Raw genomic sequence first — 21336 nt, 5'->3', positions numbered from 1 at the left:
ACCGGATCAACAGGCATAAGAGCAGGCAGTCAGTGAGTGGTATTCGACCGGTAAAACGCCGTTGTCTGGCGGCACTATCCGTATTTCTGGTCATGTTCGGCGCGTGGGCTGCTCATGCCGACGTGAAACGTGGATCAGTCACCAACCTGCCCCTACCCCGTTATGTCTCGATGAAAGCGGCCGAAGGCAACGTTCGACGCGGGCCTTCTTTGACACACCGAATCGACTGGGTGTTCAAACGACGCGGCATGCCGCTGCAGGTTACTGCCGAATACGGCAATTGGCGAAGGGTTCAGGACCGCGACGGCGCTGGAGGCTGGGTTCACTACGCTTTGCTGTCGGGCGTTCGGACAGTGCTGGTTGAAGCCGAAATGCTGCCTGTCTATGCCCGACCTGATCCGACCTCGCCCGTGAATGCGCATTTCGAATCCGGGGTAGTGGCCCGGCTGGGAACCTGTTCGCTGGACTGGTGCCGGATCACCGCCGGCGGGTATCGGGGTTGGACATTGAAATCGAACCTTTGGGGTGTCGACCCGTCCGAGATTCGCGAATAACCACTGGGCTGAACTCCCCCGCATCGCGGACTCGCGACAAGGTGTTTGAGTTTCCCGCCGATATGCTGTGAAACTCGACCAAAACGGAGACGATCATGCGCGCAGTTACATATTCCACCTTCGGAGACCCGGCTGATGTCCTGCGGATACAGGACCTCCCTCCGGTCCGGCCGGGTCCGGGCGAGGTCACGGTAGAGCTGTCCTTTTCCGGAGTGAACCCTTCCGACGTCAAAGCCCGCGCTGGGACCAGACCGGGCGTGACAGAGCCGCAGTTCCCCCTGATCATCCCGCACAGTGACGGCGCCGGTGTGATCTCGGCCGTAGGCGATGGAGTATCCGCATCTCGGATCGGTCAACGCGTGTGGATCTGGAACGGGCAATGGCAACGCCCGTTTGGCACCGCCGCCAGCCACATCACTCTTCCCGATGCGCAGGCCGTCGCCCTGCCGGATACAGTGTCGTTACAGACCGGTGCGATTCTGGGCATCCCCGGTCTCACCGCCAGCCATGCGGTGTTTTCAGGCGGCTGCCCCGATGGGCATACGATCTTGATACACGGTGGCGCGGGCACCGTCGGCTTTCTGGCTGTTCAACTTGCCAAATGGGCAGGCGCGCGTGTGATCGCGACCGCCAGCCCTCGCAACTTTGACAGGGTCAAGGCAGCCGGGGCAGATATCGTACTTGATTACGCCAGCGAAGATCTTTCGACCGAGATTCTCGAAGCAAATGGCGGGCAAGCAATCGGTCGAATCGTCGACGTCGAATTCGGTCGAAACATTCAAACAAACGCCGTGGTCATCGCCGAGAACGGCCGCATCAACGCCTATGGCTCTGCCCAAGACATGACACCCGTGTTTCCGTTCGGACCGATGATGTTCAAAGCCATGACGCTTGAGACCATTTTGATTTATCTTCTTCCGTCGGATCTGCGCGCCTTTGTTGTGAAGACCCTTCACAGGGCCTTGGCTGATGGCGCTTTGACCTGCCCTGTTCAAAAGGTCTTTGCACTGGAAGAATGCGCGTCCGCTCATGCAATGGTGCAGGACGGAAACCGTACCGGAGCTGTGTTGATCGACACCAAATGACCGCCCTGAAAAAAATCTGTTCAACGTGAGTTTTTTTGACAAAACGCTCTTGATCCCTGACAGCAACAATCGTAGATAGCCGCTCACCGTTGGGGTGTAGCCAAGTGGTAAGGCAGCGGTTTTTGGTACCGTGTATCGTAGGTTCGAATCCTACCACCCCAGCCATATTTTTCAGAAAAGCCAGAAAAATAAGGGAAAACCTCCCCTTCCTCCCGTCGTGTATCCCAGTCCTCCGGCTTTGGGATACAAGGTGGGATACCCGACCATTTGGACTTGCCCTTTTGCACCCCTATCAGCTTTTTGGCATAGTGTTCAAAGCTGGTGGCTTTCTTCTTGGCGTGGTCGCTGTTGGCTATGCTGCGGTACGTGTCGGCAAACTCTTAAGCCACTTCCATGGCCTCGATCCGTGATTTTTCCTTTGTGGACCGCAGTACATATCCGCCCTTCATTGGGTCCCAAAGGCGAACGTGCCAATAGGGGCTACGATCATACAGTAGGATAGCCAGCCCTCGACGCAGAGGTTTTTGCTTGGAGATTTGGTTTTTTTGAATCTTTGGACAAGTCGGAGCCGAATTAGGAGCGCATAACAGTGCATAACTTTTACGGCTGAAATTTTGAACTCTCAACGTTCGGAATTTACAAAATATTTCAGTGATTTAATGGTGCCCGGGGGCGGAATCGAACCACCGACACGAGGATTTTCAATCCACTGCTCTACCCCTGAGCTACCCGGGCACGGGAACGACGTTTGTCGTTGGGTGGGGGCCTTCTATGACTTGCTACCAGCGGTGTCCAGAGGCTTTTTCACATTTTTTCAATGCGGTCGCCCGGGCGTGGAGTCCGGCGTGTCAACCTCGGCTTCCAGGTCCTCTTCGCGCTGCGACGGAACCGAATAAGAACCGTTCAGCCACTTGGCCAAATCAATATCTGCACACCTTCTGGAACAGAACGGGCGAAATTTCTGCGTGGTCCCCCCTCCACAAATCGGGCAGCTCATTTCAGAATCTCCATCACGGGAACGCGGCCACGTTTTCGCTGCAACTCAAAATGGCCCAGTGGAGTCCAGCCGACAAGAATCGTCTCGTCCGGGTCTGATCTGAACGCGGCACGTAAAGCGGATTCAAACCCGCGGCGATCCTTCTTTGGCATGGGAGCGAGGTCCAGCGTAATCTGCCCCGCCAGCCCACGCACGCGCAAAGCCCGGGGCAGCATCTTGGCGCAGGCAAAATTGGCTTTGGTGCCCGCGGCCATTGACGTGTCCGCTCCGGTGTTCACATCCACGGCGACCAGTGCGCGCGTGGGTTCGATATAAAGGTGCCCTCCGCCCGGCAAAGGCTCGGACGTTCCGCGTACCGTATCCAGTGCATCCAGAACGCCGTGGGTTTCGAAACCGCCCGTCTGGGTCACGACTTCGGCCGGGTCAGTCCAGTCGCGCCAGGCAAGGATATGAGGGCTGTCACCTTCGCTGAGCAGTTCTGGCTCGGACCCGTCGTCACTCATCACCTGCTCGGCCTGCGCCAACATGGCTGAGATATCTTCCGAGATATCCTCGGCATCTGCTCCTGCACAACAGGAACGGAGGATCAGACCATAGGCGCTATCACCCATGTGTTCATGGGCGATTTCAAGCAATTTGTCACGTATGTCCTCGTCCTTGATACTGCGCGAAATGTTCAGGCCCGGGGCATCCGGCGTGACAATGGCATAGCGACTTTTAAAAAGGATGCGATTGCTCACCGGGATGGCTTTGCCGGGCTCAGCAAACCCGCTGACCTGCACCAACAGCAAGACGCCAGGGGCCAGACCCTTGACTTGTCGCAGGAAAGCCGGACCGTCGGGCGTGGTCAGGAACATTCCTCCCTGCCCCTTGACCGGGCGATCAGCGCGGGCGCGGTAGATCGTGCCGGGCGCGGGTGCGTCTGCGGCGATCAGGAAGTCATCCAGCTTGCCGTCGACCATCAGCGCAGCCGCTTCGCGGCCTTGGATGTGGTCCAGAACAATGGTGCGACCTTTCATGATGCCTCGCGATACAGTGGATAGCCGATGCCTTGCAGCAAGGCCGCGGTCTCGGACAGGGGCAGACCGACGATGCCGGTAAACGACCCCGAAATCCATGGAATGAAAGCCCCTGCGGGACCCTGAATGGCATAGGCGCCTGCCTTGCCGCGCCAGTCTCCGGTCGCCAGATAGGCGTTTATCTCGACATCCGACAGGCGTTTGACCTTGACCTGTGAGACGACATCACGCTGCAGCACACGGTCTCCGCGCCGGACCGCAACCGAAGTGATCACGCGGTGACGGCGACCAGACAGGGAATGCAGAAATTCCGCTGCCTGTCCCGCGTCCTCGGGTTTTCCCAGTATCCGGCGCCCCAAGGCCACGGTGGTATCTGCACAGAGGGTAACGTCGTCTCTATCCGACTGAACCGCCTGCACTTTTTGACGCGTGATGCGGTTGCAATACTGAACCGGGAGCTCGCCCTTCAGGGGTGTTTCATCGATGTCAGGTGGGCGGATGGCATCGGGCTGCACGCCAAGCTGAGCCAGCAGGTCCAGCCGTCTTGGGCTGCCCGATCCGAGAATAAACGCCATTGCGGCAGGCGTTACTTGAAGCGGTAGTTGATCCGACCCTTGGTCAGATCATATGGGGTCATCTCGACCTGAACCTTGTCGCCGGCCAGAACACGGATGCGGTTCTTGCGCATCTTGCCTGCCGTATGTGCGATGATCTCATGGCCGTTTTCCAGCTCGACCCGAAACGTCGCATTAGGCAGGAGTTCCTTCACGACACCGGGAAATTCGAGCGTATCTTCCTTGGCCATGTTGTCTCCATCATTACGTTGCACCCGCAGAATCTGCGGGGATGTGCGCTTAAATGAGCCTATTCTGGCCTTATTTCAAGGGCGGAATCGCCTAAAGGGCGGATATTGTGACCGATTCGACTCGGGGGGCCTGTTCTTGCCAATGGGTTCGGTTCAGCACGTGGCCGTCGGCGCGAACCTCGGCGATGGCTGACAGGTCGACGTCTGCATAGGTCCAGCCGGGCTGGTTCAATGCGCCTTCGGCCAGCACACCGGTGGCCGGGAAACCTTTATCGGGCGGGCCGAACACACCTCCTGTTCCGGTGTTCATATCCACCGCCTCGGACCACTCGTTGTTTCCGACCAGCGAAGCCATAACTGTAACGCATTGATTTTCCAACGCTCTTGACATCGCGCCTATCCGCACGCGCCAGTAGCCCGAAAGCGCTTCGGTACAGGACGGGACAAGGATCAGGTCTGCCTCACTCAGCGCGCGGCCCAGCAGGGGAAACTCGCTGTCATAACAGATCAAAATACCGATTTTGCCCAGCGCTGTGTCAAAGAGCTTCAGCGGACCGCCGGGTGCAATGGCCCATTGCTCGCGTTCGAACCGGGTCATGATCTGTTTGTCCTGATGATCGCAACTGCCATCCGGTGCGTAGAATGCGGCGCGGTTCACCGGACGACCGGGACCATCCACAACCGGAGCAGATGCGCCAAGAATGTAGGTTTTGTACGCCCTGGCGAGGCGGGTGTGCAGGTTTTGTACATCTTCCATCCGGTCGGAGACGGCCCGGATCGAACGCTCCAGATCACCGGCAACCTCGGCGCCGTCCAGGGTCGAGAGCTCCATCGCGCCGTATTCAGGGAAGACCAGCAACTCGGCCCCCTGCCCTGCGGCCTGGGACACCCAGCGGTTCAGCTTATCTTCGTATTGTGCCCAGCTGTCGAGCCAATCGAGATTATAGGCGGCGGTTGCGACTTTCATGGCATCGTCCCCGTGCGATCAAATTCGCATGACCTTAGTCGGGGACACAGACCGGAGTACAGCCCAATTACCCTGCGGTCGTCGGATCGATGATCGTGGTCACTTCGGTGATCGTGTTGGCCGGAAACCCGCTGAGCTCGGCGTGCTTGTGGATCGCGTCCTCGCTCTCGGCCAGATAGATGCAAAAGGTCTTGTCACCGGCAACATAGGAATGCTCCCACTGCACGCCGGGTATTTGAGCCAGCGCTTCGTTCGACTTCGCAGATGCGCCGCACAGTTCCTCACCGGACATAGAACCGACACCCGGAAGATCGCGTTCGATAACATAGCGTTTCATTGCACTTCCCCCACAGAAAACCTATCAATACCACGATTCGAGGTTTTTTTCTGCGCTTGGCGTTCAGAGATCCCGGATCCAGAACTGCAACGGCTTCAGTGTCTCGTCCTCTTCCCCGATATCTTTCCACGAAAACTGCGCGATCGCGCCGGGCAAAGGCGTGTATCCCCGCGCGCGCCAGAAGGTATCCAAGGAGCGATAGTTAGCAGGCCGCATCGGATGATCTGTCGGGCGTTGCACGCCGCAGAACGCGCATTTGGTGAAACCCAGACCGCGGGCGCGGGCTTCGCGTGCGTCGAAGAATTTGTGGCCGACACCTTGCCCGCGATATTCCGACAACAGCACCGATTCCGCGCAATAGAATATGTCGTTCAGATCAAGGCCTGTGCCCTCGAAAGCCGCAGCGAAATCTTCGGCGTGGTCGATCAGGGGCGCGCCGGTTGACGCACCGATCAGGCGGTCCTTGTCGAAGGCGCCGACCACAATGGCCTTGTCGCTGTCGCGGTAGGATTGCAGGTATTTCCGCTCATATTCGAGGTCGCCGTCATAGAGATACGGCCAGTCATGAAACACCTTGATCCGCAGGCGGGCAACGTCATCCAGAGCGGGTTCCAGCGCCTCACCTGTCAGGGGGCGGACGACGGTGACCTTAGCCATTCGAGACCTGATTGGTCCAGTCGGCAAGATTATAGAACGTGGTGACGCGGGTGATCTTGCCGTCTTTGAGGTCAAAGAACGACCCGGCAGGCAGGCGGTAAGTCTGACCATGCGCGTCAGGCAGGCCTTCGTCCGTTACCAGATAAGTCCCGTTGACAATAAACTCAGCCGCCGCGCGGGTGCCGCCCTGCGCTTCGAACACAATGATGTCGGTCAGGTTCTCTTTGTAGCAGCGGTTCATATGCGCGCAGAACGCGGCGAACTTGTCCTTGCCAGTGCGGATATGGCCTTCGTTCACGTGATGGGCCACGTCATCTGACAGGCAGGCCAGCATGGCATCCACGTCACCGGCATTGAAGGCTTCGAAATAGGTTTTAACGGTCTGGTTCATGGTCACTCCGTAGGTTCGCCCCAGCGATCTTTCAGATGTTTGATGATCTGATCGCGGGTCTGTCGGTAGTGATGTAGCTTTTGTTCGCGGGTCTCGCCCATCCCGGTAGGGTCCATTATTGGCCAATAATCGACATCGAGGTGAAAAACCCGGGTTAGTTCCAGCGCCTGGCGCTGACTGGCGGGCGAAAGCGCCACGACCAGATCGAACGAGCTGAGATCGTCGCCCCATTCCTGCATCTCGTCAAAGGACCGCGAGCGATGACGGGACAGCTCCACACCCACCTCGTGGCAGGCCGCGATGCAGAACCCATCGATTTCAAGATCGTTGTGCACGCCTGCGGACTGGACATAGGTTCCCGTGCCGTAAAACTTCTTCATCAGCCCCTCGGCCATCGGAGATCGAACCGAGTTGTGGTCGCAACAGAACAGGACCGACTGCGGCAGAGGCTTCACCTGTCAGCCCCCGAAATGTAGCACGCAGATCAGCGTGAACAGGCGTCGGGCCGTATCAGTATCCACTTCTGCTTTTCCCTCCAGCCGTTCTTGTAGAACGCGGCTGCCTTCGTTGTGGATGCCGCGGCGGGCCATGTCGATGGTCTCGATCTGGCTCGGCGGCAGGGTCTTGACCGCGTCGAAATAGCTTTCACAGATCTGGAAATAATCCTTGACCACCTGCCGAAACGGGCCAAGCGACAGGTGAAATTCAGCGGCTTTTTCGGCCTCTTCCGTCTCGATATCAAAGACCAGCCGTTTGTCGCGGATCGACAGCTGTACGTGGTAAGGCCCATCAGGTGCGACACGGTCATCCCGTTTGGGCAGCGCAAAGCTGTTATCTTCCAGCAGATCATAGATGGCAACCTTGCGTTCCTGCTCGATCTCGGGGGTCGGAGGCGGCAGGTTTCGGTCATCCAGTTCGATATGCGAAATACGGGTCATCTTTACGGCAACTATCCTTGTGTCAGCACAGACCTATAACAACGGCATTCCGTCGGCAACGCAGAGAAGCGCCATACATGCCCGGTCTTTGCGTCATTTTAGCCATTCAGGCGGTTCAGGCGCGCCGTGACCGAAAGGCAATGCGCCTCGAGGCTTTCCGATTGCGCCAGCTGTTCAGCGGCGGGACCGATCGCGCGCAGGGCTTTGGGGGTCATTTGGCTGAGTGTCGTGCGTTTGAGGAAATCCATCACGCTGAGCCCGGACGAGAACCGGGCGGACCGGGCCGTTGGTAGCACGTGGTTGGGGCCGCCGACATAATCACCGATGGCTTCGGGGGTGTATTGGCCCAGAAAGATTGCCCCGGCGTGGATGGTCTTTTCGCTCAGCGCGACCGGGTCCGCGACGCAAAGCTCCAGATGCTCCGGGGCGATACGGTTGGAAAGCGCCGCGGCCTCGTCCAGATCGCGTACGGTGATGATGGCGCCAAAGTCGCGCCAGCTGGCCCCGGCGATGACGCGGCGTTGCAGGGTTTCGAGGCGCTTTTCGACAGCCTTGGCAACGTTGTGGCCAAATGCGGCGTCGTCGGTGATCAGGATCGATTGCGCGCTTTCATCGTGTTCGGCCTGGCTGAGCAGGTCCAGTGCGATCCAGTCCGGGTCATTGTCCTTGTCGGCAATGACCAGGATTTCCGAGGGGCCCGCAATCATGTCGATGCCGACCTTGCCAAAGACGCGCCGCTTGGCTGCCGCCACAAAGGCATTGCCCGGGCCGGTGATCTTGTCGACCGGTGCGATGGTGTCGGTGCCATAGGCCAGCGCCGCCACGGCCTGCGCTCCGCCGATGCGATACACTTCGTCCACGCCCGACAATTGTGCCGCCAGCAGCACCAGCGGATTCACCTTCCCGTCCGGCGTGGGCACCACGATGGCCAGCCGGTCCACGCCCGCCACCTTGGCCGGAATGGCATTCATCAAAACCGAGGACGGGTAAGAGGCCAGCCCGCCGGGCACATACAACCCCGCAGCAGAGACCGCAGACCAGCGCCAGCCCAGCGTTGCGCCCGCCGCGTCCGTCCATTGGTGATCCTCGGGCATCTGCCGTTCGTGATAGGCCCGGATCCGGCCGGCGGCCAGCTCCAGCGCCGCGCGGTCTTTGGACCCGACTTGCGCCACCGCGTCTGAAATCTCCTGCGCGCTGAAGGCCAGCGTTTCGGGCGTCAGCTCCAGCCGGTCGAATTTCGCGGTCAGTTCGATGACTGCCGCGTCGCCCCGGTTGCGTACATCGTCGATGATCTGCGCCACAACTGCATCCACATCCGGACTGTCTTCGCGCTTGGCAGACAGAAGGGTCTGGAAGGCGGCTTCGAAATCGGGCGATGTGGCGTCGAGGAAAACGGGCATGGTCTGGCACTCCGGGCGTTGCGCCACGGGACATATCGCCCACGGGGCGCGGCCTCAACCCTCAGCCCGCGGGGTGCAGCGATTTGCGCATGGCAAAGCAGGACAGGTCCTGACGGTCACTGCATTGCCCCGTGACCTGCCAGCCGTGGCGCAGATAGAACTCGCGCGCAGTCCGGGTGCCATCAAGATGCGCCTCGGAACAGCCGCACGCGACCAGTTGCCGCTCCAGCCGGTTGAGCAGTGCGGCCCCCACCCCGCTGCCCACGTGATCCGGGTCAACATAGAGCAAGGTGATCTTGCCGGTTTCGAACAATCCTCCGACCGCAGCCACCTGCCCTTCACGCTCGGCCAGCCAGATCTGGGATCCCGGCTTGAACCAACCCCGGATGGTCGCCGGGTCTTTGTTCGCGGTCCACTGTTTTAGATAGTCGGGATCGTTGTTGTGATCGGCCACGCAAAGCTGAGTGATCGACCGGATCAGCACCCGGCTTACGTCAAACACATCGAATACCGTGGCCGGGCGCAATACGATGCCATCGTGCACCTTCAAAAACGCCTGAGAAATGCCACGCTTGTTTTGCATCTATTCGGGGTGTTGCGGGGCCCGGCCGGATGGGGCCTGATACGGGCGCGTGACGTCTTTGAGCGTGGCTTCCAACGCCTCGACCGTCAGGCGGATCGCGCCATCACCCGCCAGTGTCAGCAAGACCTGGCCCGCGCCATCCTCGCCGGGTTCGAATTCGACGGACAGCAGGGACATGACCATGTCCTTCTCGCCGCGATCAATGCCCTGACTGGCCACGGACAGAACGGAATCGAAGACCAGAACCGACTGCACCCGTTCAAACGGGCGGTCACGACGGGCGGCGGCATCCTTGTCTTCCCAGCGAAAGCGATTCAGCAACAAGCCGAAGCGGCGCTTCGACGGTTGCCATTTCATCTCGGTCACAGGAAAAACCGCGTCCTGGGCTAGGGTCGAGATCACCTTCAGGTCATCTGCATCCTCGGTCCCCAGATTCAGCGGGGCTTCGCGCCCGTCTTCAAAACTTGCGTCCGTCATTCGCCCTTGATCCGTTCGATTTTTGCACCCACGCCTTCCAGCTTGCGCACCACATGCTCATATCCGCGGTCCAAATGATAGACCCGGCTTACCGTTGTCTCACCTTCAGCCGCCAATCCGGCAAGGATCAGCGACACCGAAGCCCGCAGATCTGTCGCCATCACCGGGGCGCCTTTCAGCGTTTCGACACCCGTGACGGTGGCGGTGCCGCCATGCACTTCGATATTCGCGCCCATGCGCACAAGTTCCGGGGCATGCATGAAACGGTTTTCGAAAATACGTTCTTCCAAAACCGAAACTCCTTCGGCGGTGCACATCAGCGCCATCATCTGCGCCTGCAGGTCGGTCGGGAAACCCGGGAAAGGTTCCGTAACCACATCCACGGCCTGCACGCGGCCATTCTTGCGGGCCACTTTCAAGCCGTTTTGGGTTTCGGTGACACTGACACCCGCCGCGTCGAGATTGGCGGCAAAGGAGTCGACCAGCGACATGCGCCCGCCCAGCAGCTCGACCTCGCCGCCGCAAATCGCCGGGGCCAGCATATAGGTGCCCAGTTCGATCCGGTCGGTGACAACCTGATGTGTGGCACCGTGCAGCCGGTCGACGCCCTGAATTTCTATGGTCGAGCTGCCCTCGCCTGAAATCTGTGCACCCATCTTTCGCAGGCATTCGACCAGATCGACAATCTCGGGCTCGCGCGCCGCGTTCTTCAGAACCGTGGTGCCCTTGGCCAGCGTTGCCGCCATGACGATGTTTTCAGTGGCCCCGACTGAAGCAAAGCGCATCTCATGCACCGCGCCTTTCAGCCCACCCGTAGCCCTGGCGTGCAAATAACCGTCCTTCAGCTCTATCTCGGCGCCCAGCGCTTCAAGCCCTTCCATGTGCAGGTCCATTGGACGGGCTCCGATCGCGCAGCCACCGGGCAGAGAAACAACCGCTTGTCCAAATCGCGCAAGCAAAGGACCCAGCACCAGGTTCGAAGCACGCATCTTGCGCACGATGTCATAATCCGCCGTTTGGCTGGTCAGGTTGTGGCTCGACATCGCGATCACCTGACCATCCTGCAGCGACGACACCTCGGCTCCCAGCGATTGCAGCAGAGCCGTCATGGTCTTGATGTCGCTGAGGCGTGGCGCGTTGGTCAGCGTCAGCGGTTCTTCGCTCAGCAAAGTCGCAGGCATCAGTGTCAGACACGCGTTCTTGGCCCCCGCAATCGGTATTTGACCGTTCAGCGGGCCGTTGCCCGTCACCAGAATCGAATCCATCTGCTCTTATCCCTCGTCCTTGTCGGCATTGTCCCCGGAGGCCGCCCGCGCCTTGGCCTGTGCCTTGCGCCGCGCCATATTGGCCTTCAGCGCCGCCTTCAGCCGCTCTTCGCGTGCATCCCCGGATTTGCCTTGTTTTTTGGGTGAATTTTTTTCCGTCATGATCTTTCTCTACAGGAGGCGAAAAAAACCGTCCAGACACCCTTGCGCCGCGTTTCGTTTGAGTCTAATCACCCGCCCACAGCGCTGCTGTAGCTCAGAGGTAGAGCACTCCCTTGGTAAGGGAGAGGTCGAGAGTTCAATTCTCTCCAGCAGCACCATCTCGCTTTTTTTGCCCCGAGATATCCCTTAAGTATCTGAAAGGGAGTGAAAATTCGAGAGTTCCATACATACCGTTTTGACAGTATTTATTGGCTCAGGAAACACCAACCGAAGGACGGTTTGGCGCATAGAAAAGTCACCATTTTTATATATTTTCTAAGGACTTGATAGAAATCGCAGGGCGAGTTCCATACGATCCTCAAACCGACCCTTCTCTAGGACGGAGTTTTCGATCTTCTCCTTAAGTTGAATCTTGTCACGTTCGGCCCCTCGGGAGGGCGTTAGCAAGCCAACCCAAACAACGGAGATGACATCATGGCACGCGAACCCGATTTCAGTTTTTCCTTCAGGCTGTATCGAGGTTTATAGCCCGGGCATCTTTCCCTCACTAAAGGCTGGCAGAAACACAACCCCAGCGTACTTAAAGACCAGTTAATCCCGTTTTTGAGGGCTTCGATGCTAAGAGTTTTTCTTATTGCTGCATCCATTTTCCATACCGTCGGCCAGGCGGAAGCACGGGAGAAGAAAGTTGCCAAAGCAGGTGTTTGGGACATCTACTGCGACACGTCCAAGTCAGAGTGTTCGACGATCCAACACATCAAGCACCACGGCAAGAACATCGCGAACATAATTGGTATCCCGATAGACAACAGCGAGGTTGTAGCCGGGCTCGTTTTGCAGTTGCCTGCAACAACGGACTTGAACAATGGAGTGGTTGTGACACTTGATGGCAGGTTCAGTCGAAAGTACGCATACCAGTTTTGCACTCCACAATATTGCCAAGTCAACGTCGGGCTGACGAAAGAATTGTTGAACGCAGAATTCGGAAAGGTGGAGTATTACTTTGCGGCTTCTCCAACCGTCAAACGCAGTTTTACGTTCTCACTTTATGGGTTTTCTGCGGCTATCGAAGAGGTTCGGAAACGCGGCTACCCCTCCAATTGACCACAAGTTGCTGAAACCGGCCAGCGACCTGGAAGGGCACCTTCGTGCAGGTCGATCCATACCGTGACGCTGGTATCCGGGCGTTGACCTCGATTTGGTTGTGGACTGTCAAACAGTGGAAAAGATGCCGGGCAAGCTCCGCACAGGACGTCATTCCTGTTTACAATCCATTGCTTTATTTCAGGTGGGTGGTAGCGGAGGAGGGACTTGAACCCCCGACACGCGGATTATGATTCCGCTGCTCTAACCAACTGAGCTACTCCGCCTTGAGTGAGAGGCGATGTAAGCGAGGGGCCCGGGAGGGTCAAGAGGGAAATCAACCAGCCCGAAGATTTCTTTCACGCGTGCCCAGATGGCTTGTTCTGCAAGGACATCCGGGGGGATGTGGTTGCGTCCGTCATCCTGCGGATGAAGGCAGCGCAGATTTCGGGCTCAGTAATCGGAATCATGTGACCGAACCCGTCCAGCTCTTCATAACTCAGCCCGAATTCGGCCATTGTCGGCCCGTGCAGCGGCGGCGACAGTATCGCGTCCTGACGACCATACAGGATGCCCCCGGGGACAGTCAGTTTCGGATAGCGCGCGACCTGCGTGTTTATACTGGCATCGACACCGGCAACGTCCTGAGATGCTGTGATAAAGGCGGAAGGCCGCAGGCCAAGCGCACCGCCTGCTCGGTCCAGAAAGTCATCAGGCGGGGTCTCTGGGTCAAACGCTGCGCTCAGCGTGTGCGGCGCGGTTTTGGACGCCAGAGGAACGGCGAGCGTGTTGCCGATCAGACTGCGCAGCCATTCGGAGCGGATCTCGAGCGGTTTGAAGATCGCCGGGGTTTCGGGCAGTTTGTGAGTCAGCGGTGCCAGCAGCGCCAGTCCGGCAATCCGGGCCGGATGGTCCAGTGCCATCGCCAATGAAACCGCGCCCCCCAGCGAGTGGCCGACCAGAACGGCGCGGTCCACGCCTTTTTTGTCCAGAAACTCAGCAATCATGCCAGCCTGGTGGGGCAATTGCGCCAGCTCGGCCGTATCGCGCGTTGAATACCCGCATCCCGGCCGGTCCAGCGCGATAACGTGGTAGTCGTCGGCCAGAAGATCCACCAGCGCATAGGTAAAGTGCTGCAACTGCCCGGCCAGGCCATGGATCATGACGATGGTCTGTGCGTCGGGGTTTCCCCTTTCCACATAGTGAATGCTGCCGCCGCGAACGGGTGTGATCTGACCCAGCTGTGGCACGGTTTCAAGACCGTGGCGTGTTATCCTCCGGGTCCACAGGTTCGTGACAAACAGGGCCACGGCAAAGACGGCGATCACGATCAGAACGGTTGTCATTCAACTCTCTCCATTGCCAAGGGCGGCGGGTCTGTATTGTTCCAACCCCGATTGTGCCATGCGTTTCTGGAACTCGGCAACCGTGCCGGGCCAAAGGGTCGTGTTCCGCCCTTCCGCATCCATGTACCACGATGAACAGCCCCCGGCCTGCCAGACGCCGTCCGAGTGGCGGTCGTGCATTTCCCGTGTGAACGCCGCCTGTCTGGCTGCGTCAGGAGTAATCGCGGACAGACCCTTGTACTGCATCTCGCTCAGGACCCGGCCGATATGGCCAACCTGGGCCTCGATCATCAGCACGACCGAGTTATGCCCCAGCCCGGTATGCGGCCCCAGAAGGAGGAAGAAATTGGGGAAACCCGCAATTGCGGTACCCAGATGCGCGCACATGCCATCCGACCAGGCAGAGCGCAACGTCAGCCCGTCTGTGCCGGTGATGTCCAGACGCTCGACCACGTCGGTTACGTGAAACCCCGTGCCCCAGATCAAGGCATCCGCCTTGGTCTGGGTGCCATCCGCCGCGATGACTGTGTCACCTTCAATTCGGGCGACGCCTTTCGGAACAACGCTGACATTGTCGCGGGCCAGGGTCGGGTACCAATCGTTCGAGCTCAGGATTCGTTTGCAGCCGATCCGGTAGTCGGGGGTCAGAACCCGTTGTTCGGCCGGATCGGTGATGGCGCGCTCCAATGCCTTTCGCCACATTTTCAAGGCAAAATTTACCGCACGTTCCTCACCGCGAAACACGCGGTGGCGAAATTCGAAGATCATGAATATCAACTTGCGCCGAATGCGCGGCAAAATGGGAAACCGGGCGTAAAGGCTGCGCACCCAGGGCGCAATCGGGCCGTCCGGGCGCGGCATCACGTAAGGCGCACTGCGCTGAAAGATCGTAACGTGGCCTGCAATTCCGGCGATTTCGGGCACAAACTGAACAGCGGACGCCCCGGTACCGACGACCGCAACGCTCTTGCCGGTCAGATCGACATCGTGATTCCATTCGGCAGAGTGGAAACTGGGGCCGGGAAACCTGTCTGCGCCGGGGATGTCCGGAATGCTGGGATAATGAAGTGCACCAATGGCCGAGACCAGAAACCGGGCCGACCAGTGCTGACCATCCATCGTCTCAACCTGCCAGTATGCGCCATCCCACCTGGCCGATTTCAGCTCCTGCCCGAAGTGGCACAGGTCATACAACCCTTCCTGACGCGCGACCTTTTGCAGATAAGCCTGTATTTCCGCGCCACCGGCATACGCGCGGCTCCAATGCGGGTTGAGGTGGGTCGCCATGGAATACAGATGCGATGGCACATCACAGGCGACACCGGGATAGGTGTTTTCGCGCCATGTCCCCCCGATATCATCGGCCTTTTCCAAAATCGCGATATCCTTGATACCGCGTTTGCGGGCCTCAAGCGCCATCGTCAGCCCGGCAAACCCCGCGCCGACGATCAGCATCTCTGTTTTGTGGTGCATGAGTGAGTGCCTTCAGAATCAACCTTACGTTTATCTGTTGCAGATGTATGCACTTGATTGGCTGTGAAGTAGGTCACACAGGGGAAAATGACCGGGCGTCCTTTCGTTACAAATGGATGAAAAAATGGATTGGCTTAACCTTTGTCGCTTCTTGCAAGCACATATCGCAATCAGAGAGGTGGGCGCGCCGCGAATCCGTCAGTTTGTTTCAAAATTGGAGGATTGCCCCTTGACCACTCGCACTGCCACGCGTTCCGGCGGACGTTCTGCCCGCCGTGCCAAACGCTCCGCTCCGAACTTTGACATGCTGCCGGGCCTGACCCGAGGCATCCCGCTGTGCGAGGTCATGGACGCGACCCAGGTTGAGCGCATCGACAATGCGGCGATGGACATTCTGGAGAACGTCGGTGTTCAGTTCCGCGACCCCGTCGCGCTGGAAGACTGGAAAAAAGCCGGAGCCAAGGTTGATGGAGAGCTGGTTTTTCTGGATCGCCACATGGTGCGCGACCTAATCTCGAGCATTCCGGCGCAGTTCACCTATCACGCGCGCGATCCGAAAAAGAACCTGGCGCTGGGGGGCAAGCACGCGATCTTCGTACCGATGACCGGAGCGCCATTCCTACGCGATCTGGACGATGTGCGCCGCAACCCGACGCTGGATGATCTGGCGATGTTCCACAAGCTATCGCACATGATGCCCGCGCTGCACAGCTCGGCCCATCACATTGTCGAGCCCTATGATCACCCGATCAGCCAGCGGCATCTGCGCATCACCTATTCGTCGATGAAATATTCGGACAAGACCTTCATGGGTATGACCACCTCGCCCAGGAACGCCGAGGATGTGATGGATATGTGCGATATCCTGTTCGGTGAAGGTTTCATTGACGATCATCCGGTCACCACCGGCAACTGCAACGGCAACAGCCCGCTGGTCTGGGACGAAACCATGCTGGGTGCGATGCGGGCCTTCTGCCGCCGCAATCAGCCGGTTCTGTGCTCGCCCTTTGTTCTGGGTGGCGCGAACACCCCGGCATCGGTGCCCGCGACCGTGGCACAGCTGACTGCCGAGGCGCTGTCGGCGCTGGCCTATACGCAGGTGATCCGCAAGGGCTGCCCTGCGATCTGGGGGCATTACCTGTCGACCGTTTCGATGAAATCCGGAGCACCCATGGCCGGCACGCCCGAGATCAGCCTGATGAACTTCATGATCGGTCAGATGGCGCGCTTTTACGATGTTCCGTGGCGCACCTCGAACACGCTGGGCGGGGCCAAGACCTTTGACGCGCAGGCAGGCTACGAATCCGCCACGACGCTGAGCGCGGTCATTCACGCCGGGGCCAATTATATCTGGCATTCGGCAGGCTGGAACGAGGCTGGCATGCATTGCTCGGTCGCCAAGTTCGTCGTGGATGCGGAACAATGCGCGATGGCTTACCGCATGGCCGAAGGGCCGAAATGGCACGACTTCGATGAGGCTTTGGCAGCGATTCCGGATGTGGGGCCCGGCGGGCATTATCTGGGTCATCCGCACACACAGGACAACTTCCAGACCGCGTTCTTCATGCCGGAACTGTTCGACAACAACTCGATCGAACAATGGGTCGCCGAAGGTGAAATTGAAATCACTGAACGCGCCCTGAAACATGCACGGAAATTGCTGGCCGAATACCAAGAACCCAAACTGGACGAAGCCAGGAACGAAGCGCTTCTGGACTATATCGCCCGCCGTGAAAGGGAAATCCCGGCGGCGGATGAGTTGAACCAGACATACTGATATACACTCCCCTTACTGGCCCGCCCGCATTTCGGGTTGGTCGTTTTTTTCGGTCAGGACAAGTACACAAGATGAAGATTGCCGAACTGCACATCCACAGCTAAGAACTGCCGGTCAAAAACGGACCCTAAACCATGGCCAATGCCAAGGTCCGGGCGCTGGATTCCACGCGGGTCAAAACCGTCGCGGATAACGGTGCAACCGTTCGGCCCGAGCTGCTGGAAGGTGTCTGACTGGCTTCGCCATATATATCGAAGGCAACTACGATCCCGAAAACGGTATCCAAATCAAAGGCGCGCATATCGAACTGCCAATCGGGCCGGGGCTGGGCGTGGTTCCTGTTGAAGGCCTGATCGGAGCACCTGTCGCATCGGTCCAGCAATGGATGACCTTATGAACCTGAATGGAATATCGGCTTGGGTCACTGGCGCTGCCGGTGGCATCGGGGCGTCAATCGTTCAACGCCTGCACAATGCGGGGGCACGGGTGGGCGCAGCGGCATTGGCCGGGCCATCGCCCAACGTTTGCAGGACGAAGGGGCGCATGTCTTCACTGCCCAACGTGGCGAGGGCTCGGAATTCCACGGCATCGTTGCGGATTTCACCCTTACCGACAGCCCCGCGCAGATGGTCAGCAAAGTGACTGACCTGGCCGGGCGTCTTGACGTGCTGGTCAACAACGCCGGCATGATGCAGGAAGCCTCGGTCGGGGGATGAGTCTTTAGGACTGGCACCGCACTCTGACGGTGAACCTGACCACCCCGCTCCCGATGATCAAAGCTGCGCTGCCGTATCTGCGCGACACCAAGGGCACTATCGTCAACATCGGATCCATCGAAGGCTTGGGCAGCAATCCCGGTCACGCCGTCTATTGCACATCAAAGGCAGGGTTGCACGGCCCGACCCGCGCCGTTGCCTTGGATCACGGGGCCGAGTGTATCCGCTGTAACGCCGTCGCGCCGGGATGGATCGATACCCAGTTGAACGAGGAATTCATCGAATCCATGCCTGATCCGTCCGCGTTCCGTCGCGACATCGCCAAGACCCACCCCGTGGCCCGAACAGGGCGGCCTGAAGAAGTTGCCGCGCTCGTCGCGTTTCTGGCGTCTGGGGATGCGGGTTTCATCACCGGGCTGGTCTTTACGATAGATGGTGGACGCATGGCCAAGCTGAGCTTGCCTTGACCTCACTCTTTACCAGATCGCCACTCTTTCCAGATCAAATAGCTGTTCGCCCCAAGCGAGGCGAAGGGCTCGGGCGGCAATCGCGGAAGGTCCGGCTGCGCCAGAAAGTGATCCGCGATCTCTGATCCGCCCTGCATCAGCAGTTCCGCGATGCCCATGCCTTGCAAAGTGCCCCGGGCGATGCCCAGGCCATTCTGACAGCAGGCCGAGAACACGTCCTCCTCCAATTCGCCAAACGCCGCGGATCCGTTGCGGCTGAGGCACAGCATCCCGGCCCAGCGATGTTCCATCTGCACATCCGACAGATTTGGAAAGCGTTCCCGGAACTTGCGGTCATGCACCCAGCCGGCATTGCGCAACCGCATCCGGCTGGTTTCGATCGTCGGGTGAAAACTGGATCCGGTACGGATCAGAATGCGATCCCCGTAGCTGCCCGAAATGCGCCGGACCGAGGTGCCCATCGGATCCGCCGGGGTCACCGACCAACGCGGTTGTCCGCCCAGTGTCTTGATCTGCGCCTCGGTCAGCGGGGCCGTGATCGAGGCGTAGAGGCAGATATGCATCAACTGCCTCTGGTAGAACCCGAAGCTTTCCAGATGGCCATTGTTGGCCAGGATGATCCGCCCGGTGCTGACCCTGGCCTTGTCGGTACTGACGATCCAGCCTGTGCCCTGCTTTTCAAAGCTGGTGACAGGAGAGTTTTCAAACACGTCAATCTGTCCGGCCAGACGGTTCGAAAGCGCCCGCACATAAGCTGCCGGCTGGATCATGACCGTCCCCGGCGCAAAAAGCCCCGAAACATAATGCGGGCTGCCCGTGATCTCTTGCATCTGCTTTTGGTCATACAGCGTATGCGGCTCACCCAGTTTGGTCAGATGCCCGGCAAAGGCGCGGTTATGGGCGTCTCCTGCCTTTGTGGCGGCTGCATTGTGTTTGCCGCAAGGATCGAACATCTCTTGCGGCAGGTCGCAATCGGCGGCGACCTCGGTTGCGAATGCGATGGCCTTACGGTTCAGTGCAATGGCGGCGCGGTCCGCTTCCAACCCATCGCCTGCGTAGTTGTCCGAGGCCAGATCATGCGGCAGGTCGATCATGAACCCCGAGTTCCGCCCCGCCGAACCATCCGCAAATCTACCCGCTTCCAATAGAGCGATCTTTAACGAGGGGTCCAGCTGTTGCAACCGCCGCGCCGTCGTCAGCCCGGCAAACCCACCACCGACAATGGTGACGTCGGCGGTCAGGTTCTGTTCGAGCTCTGGCAGGGGCTCCTGGGGCGGCAGGATGGCATTCCATCCCGCCGGGCCCGTCTGCCGGGGCAGTCTTTTGGCCTCAAAGCGCGTCAATCGACGGCCTCGTCGGCGTCGTCGGAAAGATCAATCCAGATGGTTTTCAGCTGGGTGTACTGATCATGCGCATGGATCGAATTGTCGCGACCGCCAAAGCCCGATTGCTTGTAGCCGCCAAACGGCGTGGTGATGTCGCCTTCGCCGAAACTGTTTACCGTAACAGTCCCTGCCCGAATGGCTCGCGCACCGCGAATGGCCCGCTTGGCGTTGGCGGTGAAGATCGAGGCACACAAGCCGTAGTCAGTGTCATTGGCAATCCTGATCGCTTCGTCAAAGCCCGAGACTTCAATTACGGACAGGACCGGGCCAAAGATCTCCTCTCGGGCCAGCACGGTGTCATTGCCCGGCACTTCGACGACGGTAGCCTCGACAAACCCCTTGTCCACCTTGCCGCCGATCACCACGTTTTCAGCCTGATCGAGGTATCTGCAGACCTTGTTGTAATGCCCTTCGCTGACCAGCGCGCCCATGCGGGTTTCAGGGTCCAGCGGGTCACCGATGTTCCACTGTTTGGCGTGATGCGCGATACGTTTCAGCAGTTCGGCTTTCACGTCTTTATGCACGATCAGGCGCGACGAGGCCGAGCAGTTCTCGCCCATGTTCCAGAACGCACCATTCACCACATGCGCCGCCACCCGGTCGAGGTTTTCGGCGTCGTCCATGACGATGGCGGGGTTCTTGCCGCCCATCTCAAGCACCACCTCCTTGGCGTTGCTTTCCGCCGAATAGGTCAGGAACCGCTTGCCCGTCACCGTCGAGCCGGTGAAGGAAACCATGTCGATATCCATGTGCCGCCCGATGGGTTCGCCCACATCGGCCCCTCCGCCCGGTACGATGTTCAGTACGCCGCGGGGAAGGCCAGCCTCCATTGCCAGTTCGGCCAGGCGCAGCGCGGTCAGCGTGGTTTCAGCCGCGGCTTTCACAACCACTGAACATCCCGCCGCCAAGGCAGGTCCGATCTTCCACGCCAGCATTAGCAGTGGGAAGTTCCACGGCAGGACCAACCCTACAACGCCAATGGGTTCACGCACGACCATGGCGATATGGTCGTCACTGGCTGGTGAGACCTGATCGTAAATCTTGTCGATCGCTTCGGCATGCCATTTCAGACAGTGGATGGTTTCGGGTACGTCCACGGTTTCGCAGTCGTAGATGGTCTTACCGCTGTCGATACTTTCCATCACCGCCAGTTCACGGGCGTTGCGAGTCATCAACTTGCAGAGCCGGATCAGCACATCCTTACGCTCGGACGGGTGCATTTTGCTCCAGCGCCCATCGTCAAACGCTTCACGCGCCTTTTCGACCGCAAAGTCGACATCCGCTGCACCGCAGGATGCGATATCCGCCAGCTTTCCGCCCGTAGCCGGGTTCACTGTCTCAAAGGTTTCACCCGTGATCGACGGGCGGAATGCCCCGTCGATGAACGCCCCGGTCGGCAGGTTCAGGCCTGCGGCGATGGATTTGTATTCGTCCTGTGTCAGCAGATCCATA

General features: G+C 59.0%; 25 protein-coding genes and 4 tRNA genes. 8 read left to right on the top strand and 21 right to left on the bottom strand.

The window, feature by feature from the left end; genetic code table 11:
• Nucleotides 1-92: 92 nt before the first annotated feature.
• The 3 genes from AC2FFA_RS06550 to AC2FFA_RS06540 all read left to right on the top strand — a co-directional run bounded on the left by AC2FFA_RS06550 (nt 93) and on the right by AC2FFA_RS06540 (nt 1804).
• Nucleotides 93-554, top strand: coding sequence for an SH3 domain-containing protein (locus AC2FFA_RS06550; RefSeq protein ID WP_496675846.1), 462 nt, complete (start codon nt 93-95; stop codon nt 552-554).
• A 95-nt stretch (nt 555-649) separates the two neighbouring features.
• Nucleotides 650-1639 (top strand): NADPH:quinone reductase, encoded by a 990-nt coding sequence (locus AC2FFA_RS06545; protein ID WP_496850655.1) that lies wholly within the window; start codon nt 650-652, stop codon nt 1637-1639.
• Between the two features lie 90 nt (nt 1640-1729).
• Nucleotides 1730-1804: transfer RNA gene (locus tag AC2FFA_RS06540), tRNA-Gln, on the top strand.
• A gap of 495 nt (nt 1805-2299) precedes the next feature.
• Here AC2FFA_RS06540 and AC2FFA_RS06535 read toward each other — a convergent pair.
• The 16 genes from AC2FFA_RS06535 to AC2FFA_RS06460 all read right to left on the bottom strand — a co-directional run bounded on the left by AC2FFA_RS06535 (nt 2300) and on the right by AC2FFA_RS06460 (nt 11637).
• Nucleotides 2300-2374 (bottom strand) — tRNA-Phe (locus AC2FFA_RS06535).
• A 79-nt stretch (nt 2375-2453) separates the two neighbouring features.
• The gene (locus tag AC2FFA_RS06530) at nt 2454-2636 is read right to left on the bottom strand and encodes a DNA gyrase inhibitor YacG (RefSeq protein WP_496850654.1); all 183 of its coding nucleotides are present in this window, start codon (nt 2634-2636) and stop codon (nt 2454-2456) included.
• Nucleotides 2633-3655 (bottom strand): ribonuclease E/G, encoded by a 1023-nt coding sequence (locus AC2FFA_RS06525; protein ID WP_496676919.1) that lies wholly within the window; start codon nt 3653-3655, stop codon nt 2633-2635. The genes AC2FFA_RS06530 and AC2FFA_RS06525 overlap by 4 nt, the downstream gene beginning before the upstream one ends.
• Complete coding sequence (locus AC2FFA_RS06520; RefSeq protein WP_496850652.1) at nt 3652-4230, bottom strand: Maf family protein; 579 nt, start codon at nt 4228-4230, stop codon at nt 3652-3654. Before AC2FFA_RS06520 ends, AC2FFA_RS06525 begins: the two co-directional genes overlap by 4 nt.
• Nucleotides 4231-4241: 11 nt before the next feature.
• Nucleotides 4242-4460, bottom strand: coding sequence for a translation initiation factor IF-1 (infA, locus tag AC2FFA_RS06515; RefSeq protein ID WP_005978431.1), 219 nt, complete (start codon nt 4458-4460; stop codon nt 4242-4244).
• A gap of 91 nt (nt 4461-4551) precedes the next feature.
• Complete coding sequence (locus tag AC2FFA_RS06510) at nt 4552-5427, bottom strand: carbon-nitrogen hydrolase family protein (protein ID WP_496850650.1); 876 nt, start codon at nt 5425-5427, stop codon at nt 4552-4554.
• Between the two features lie 67 nt (nt 5428-5494).
• Entirely contained in the window at nt 5495-5764 is a 270-nt protein-coding gene (locus AC2FFA_RS06505; RefSeq protein ID WP_117868185.1) for a DUF4242 domain-containing protein, read from the bottom strand.
• Between the two features lie 63 nt (nt 5765-5827).
• A complete protein-coding gene (locus tag AC2FFA_RS06500; RefSeq protein ID WP_496850648.1) occupies nt 5828-6421 on the bottom strand; it encodes a GNAT family N-acetyltransferase in 594 nt (197 codons plus the stop codon).
• A complete protein-coding gene (locus tag AC2FFA_RS06495; protein WP_496850646.1) occupies nt 6414-6812 on the bottom strand; it encodes a ketosteroid isomerase-related protein in 399 nt (132 codons plus the stop codon). Before AC2FFA_RS06495 ends, AC2FFA_RS06500 begins: the two co-directional genes overlap by 8 nt.
• A 2-nt stretch (nt 6813-6814) precedes the next feature.
• Nucleotides 6815-7267, bottom strand: coding sequence for an arsenate-mycothiol transferase ArsC (locus AC2FFA_RS06490; protein ID WP_496850644.1), 453 nt, complete (start codon nt 7265-7267; stop codon nt 6815-6817).
• Between the two features lie 3 nt (nt 7268-7270).
• Nucleotides 7271-7750 carry a UPF0262 family protein gene (locus AC2FFA_RS06485; RefSeq protein ID WP_496850642.1) on the bottom strand — a complete coding sequence of 160 codons (480 nt, stop codon included), beginning with the start codon at nt 7748-7750 and terminating at the stop codon, nt 7271-7273.
• Nucleotides 7751-7848: 98 nt separating this feature from the next.
• Entirely contained in the window at nt 7849-9150 is a 1302-nt protein-coding gene (gene hisD / locus AC2FFA_RS06480) for a histidinol dehydrogenase (RefSeq protein ID WP_496850640.1), read from the bottom strand.
• Between the two features lie 61 nt (nt 9151-9211).
• Entirely contained in the window at nt 9212-9733 is a 522-nt protein-coding gene (locus AC2FFA_RS06475; protein WP_117868172.1) for a GNAT family N-acetyltransferase, read from the bottom strand.
• Nucleotides 9734-10210, bottom strand: a complete 477-nt coding sequence (locus tag AC2FFA_RS06470; RefSeq protein WP_496850638.1) for a DUF2948 family protein — start codon at nt 10208-10210, stop codon at nt 9734-9736.
• On the bottom strand, nt 10207-11475 hold the full coding sequence (murA, locus tag AC2FFA_RS06465; RefSeq protein WP_496850636.1) for a UDP-N-acetylglucosamine 1-carboxyvinyltransferase: 1269 nt from the start codon (nt 11473-11475) through the stop codon (nt 10207-10209). Before murA ends, AC2FFA_RS06470 begins: the two co-directional genes overlap by 4 nt.
• Nucleotides 11476-11481: 6 nt before the next feature.
• Nucleotides 11482-11637 (bottom strand): hypothetical protein, encoded by a 156-nt coding sequence (locus AC2FFA_RS06460; protein ID WP_299895187.1) that lies wholly within the window; start codon nt 11635-11637, stop codon nt 11482-11484.
• 83 nt (nt 11638-11720) lie between these two features.
• On the opposite strand from AC2FFA_RS06460, the gene AC2FFA_RS06455 reads away from it, so the two are divergent.
• Nucleotides 11721-11795 (top strand) — tRNA-Thr (locus AC2FFA_RS06455).
• 457 nt (nt 11796-12252) lie between these two features.
• Nucleotides 12253-12741 carry an invasion associated locus B family protein gene (locus AC2FFA_RS06450; protein ID WP_496850634.1) on the top strand — a complete coding sequence of 163 codons (489 nt, stop codon included), beginning with the start codon at nt 12253-12255 and terminating at the stop codon, nt 12739-12741.
• A 189-nt stretch (nt 12742-12930) separates the two neighbouring features.
• Here the strand turns inward: AC2FFA_RS06450 and AC2FFA_RS06445 are convergent.
• From AC2FFA_RS06445 to AC2FFA_RS06435, 3 genes are all read right to left on the bottom strand, one after another.
• Nucleotides 12931-13007 (bottom strand) — tRNA-Met (locus AC2FFA_RS06445).
• Between the two features lie 72 nt (nt 13008-13079).
• Nucleotides 13080-14066, bottom strand: a complete 987-nt coding sequence (locus AC2FFA_RS06440) for an alpha/beta fold hydrolase (RefSeq protein WP_496850632.1) — start codon at nt 14064-14066, stop codon at nt 13080-13082.
• Nucleotides 14067-15539: a flavin-containing monooxygenase gene (locus AC2FFA_RS06435; RefSeq protein ID WP_496850630.1), complete on the bottom strand. Its 1473-nt coding sequence runs from the start codon at nt 15537-15539 to the stop codon at nt 14067-14069.
• Nucleotides 15540-15768: 229 nt separating this feature from the next.
• Here AC2FFA_RS06435 and AC2FFA_RS06430 point away from each other — a divergent pair, with 229 nt between their 5' ends.
• From AC2FFA_RS06430 to AC2FFA_RS06420, 3 genes are all read left to right on the top strand, one after another.
• The gene (locus AC2FFA_RS06430; protein ID WP_496718816.1) at nt 15769-17316 is read left to right on the top strand and encodes a trimethylamine methyltransferase family protein; all 1548 of its coding nucleotides are present in this window, start codon (nt 15769-15771) and stop codon (nt 17314-17316) included.
• A 416-nt stretch (nt 17317-17732) separates the two neighbouring features.
• The gene (locus AC2FFA_RS06425) at nt 17733-18032 is read left to right on the top strand and encodes an SDR family NAD(P)-dependent oxidoreductase (protein WP_496676986.1); all 300 of its coding nucleotides are present in this window, start codon (nt 17733-17735) and stop codon (nt 18030-18032) included.
• Nucleotides 18033-18061: 29 nt separating this feature from the next.
• The gene (locus AC2FFA_RS06420) at nt 18062-18499 is read left to right on the top strand and encodes an SDR family NAD(P)-dependent oxidoreductase (protein WP_496850627.1); all 438 of its coding nucleotides are present in this window, start codon (nt 18062-18064) and stop codon (nt 18497-18499) included.
• Between the two features lie 2 nt (nt 18500-18501).
• Here AC2FFA_RS06420 and AC2FFA_RS06415 read toward each other — a convergent pair whose 3' ends face one another.
• The gene (locus AC2FFA_RS06415; protein ID WP_496850625.1) at nt 18502-19842 is read right to left on the bottom strand and encodes an NAD(P)/FAD-dependent oxidoreductase; all 1341 of its coding nucleotides are present in this window, start codon (nt 19840-19842) and stop codon (nt 18502-18504) included.
• Nucleotides 19839-21335, bottom strand: a complete 1497-nt coding sequence (locus AC2FFA_RS06410) for an aldehyde dehydrogenase (protein ID WP_496850623.1) — start codon at nt 21333-21335, stop codon at nt 19839-19841. The genes AC2FFA_RS06415 and AC2FFA_RS06410 overlap by 4 nt, the downstream gene beginning before the upstream one ends.
• Nucleotide 21336: the final 1 nt, after the last annotated feature.

The organism is Ruegeria sp. YTSB088, assembly GCF_059609825.1.
Note: the sequence above shows the minus strand (reverse complement) of the source record. Positions and strands in the feature narration are given on the sequence as shown.

Coding starts and splice junctions, on each gene's coding strand:
- AC2FFA_RS06550 (WP_496675846.1), top strand. CDS start 93: ATGTTCGGCGCGTGGGCTGCTCATGCCGACGTGAAACGTGGATCAGTC.
- AC2FFA_RS06545 (WP_496850655.1), top strand. CDS start 650: ATGCGCGCAGTTACATATTCCACCTTCGGAGACCCGGCTGATGTCCTG.
- AC2FFA_RS06530 (WP_496850654.1), bottom strand. CDS start 2,636: ATGAGCTGCCCGATTTGTGGAGGGGGGACCACGCAGAAATTTCGCCCG.
- AC2FFA_RS06525 (WP_496676919.1), bottom strand. CDS start 3,655: ATGAAAGGTCGCACCATTGTTCTGGACCACATCCAAGGCCGCGAAGCG.
- AC2FFA_RS06520 (WP_496850652.1), bottom strand. CDS start 4,230: ATGGCGTTTATTCTCGGATCGGGCAGCCCAAGACGGCTGGACCTGCTG.
- infA (WP_005978431.1), bottom strand. CDS start 4,460: ATGGCCAAGGAAGATACGCTCGAATTTCCCGGTGTCGTGAAGGAACTC.
- AC2FFA_RS06510 (WP_496850650.1), bottom strand. CDS start 5,427: ATGAAAGTCGCAACCGCCGCCTATAATCTCGATTGGCTCGACAGCTGG.
- AC2FFA_RS06505 (WP_117868185.1), bottom strand. CDS start 5,764: ATGAAACGCTATGTTATCGAACGCGATCTTCCGGGTGTCGGTTCTATG.
- AC2FFA_RS06500 (WP_496850648.1), bottom strand. CDS start 6,421: ATGGCTAAGGTCACCGTCGTCCGCCCCCTGACAGGTGAGGCGCTGGAA.
- AC2FFA_RS06495 (WP_496850646.1), bottom strand. CDS start 6,812: ATGAACCAGACCGTTAAAACCTATTTCGAAGCCTTCAATGCCGGTGAC.
- AC2FFA_RS06485 (WP_496850642.1), bottom strand. CDS start 7,750: ATGACCCGTATTTCGCATATCGAACTGGATGACCGAAACCTGCCGCCT.
- hisD (WP_496850640.1), bottom strand. CDS start 9,150: ATGCCCGTTTTCCTCGACGCCACATCGCCCGATTTCGAAGCCGCCTTC.
- AC2FFA_RS06475 (WP_117868172.1), bottom strand. CDS start 9,733: ATGCAAAACAAGCGTGGCATTTCTCAGGCGTTTTTGAAGGTGCACGAT.
- AC2FFA_RS06470 (WP_496850638.1), bottom strand. CDS start 10,210: ATGACGGACGCAAGTTTTGAAGACGGGCGCGAAGCCCCGCTGAATCTG.
- murA (WP_496850636.1), bottom strand. CDS start 11,475: ATGGATTCGATTCTGGTGACGGGCAACGGCCCGCTGAACGGTCAAATA.
- AC2FFA_RS06460 (WP_299895187.1), bottom strand. CDS start 11,637: ATGACGGAAAAAAATTCACCCAAAAAACAAGGCAAATCCGGGGATGCA.
- AC2FFA_RS06450 (WP_496850634.1), top strand. CDS start 12,253: ATGCTAAGAGTTTTTCTTATTGCTGCATCCATTTTCCATACCGTCGGC.
- AC2FFA_RS06440 (WP_496850632.1), bottom strand. CDS start 14,066: ATGACAACCGTTCTGATCGTGATCGCCGTCTTTGCCGTGGCCCTGTTT.
- AC2FFA_RS06435 (WP_496850630.1), bottom strand. CDS start 15,539: ATGCACCACAAAACAGAGATGCTGATCGTCGGCGCGGGGTTTGCCGGG.
- AC2FFA_RS06410 (WP_496850623.1), bottom strand. CDS start 21,335: ATGGATCTGCTGACACAGGACGAATACAAATCCATCGCCGCAGGCCTG.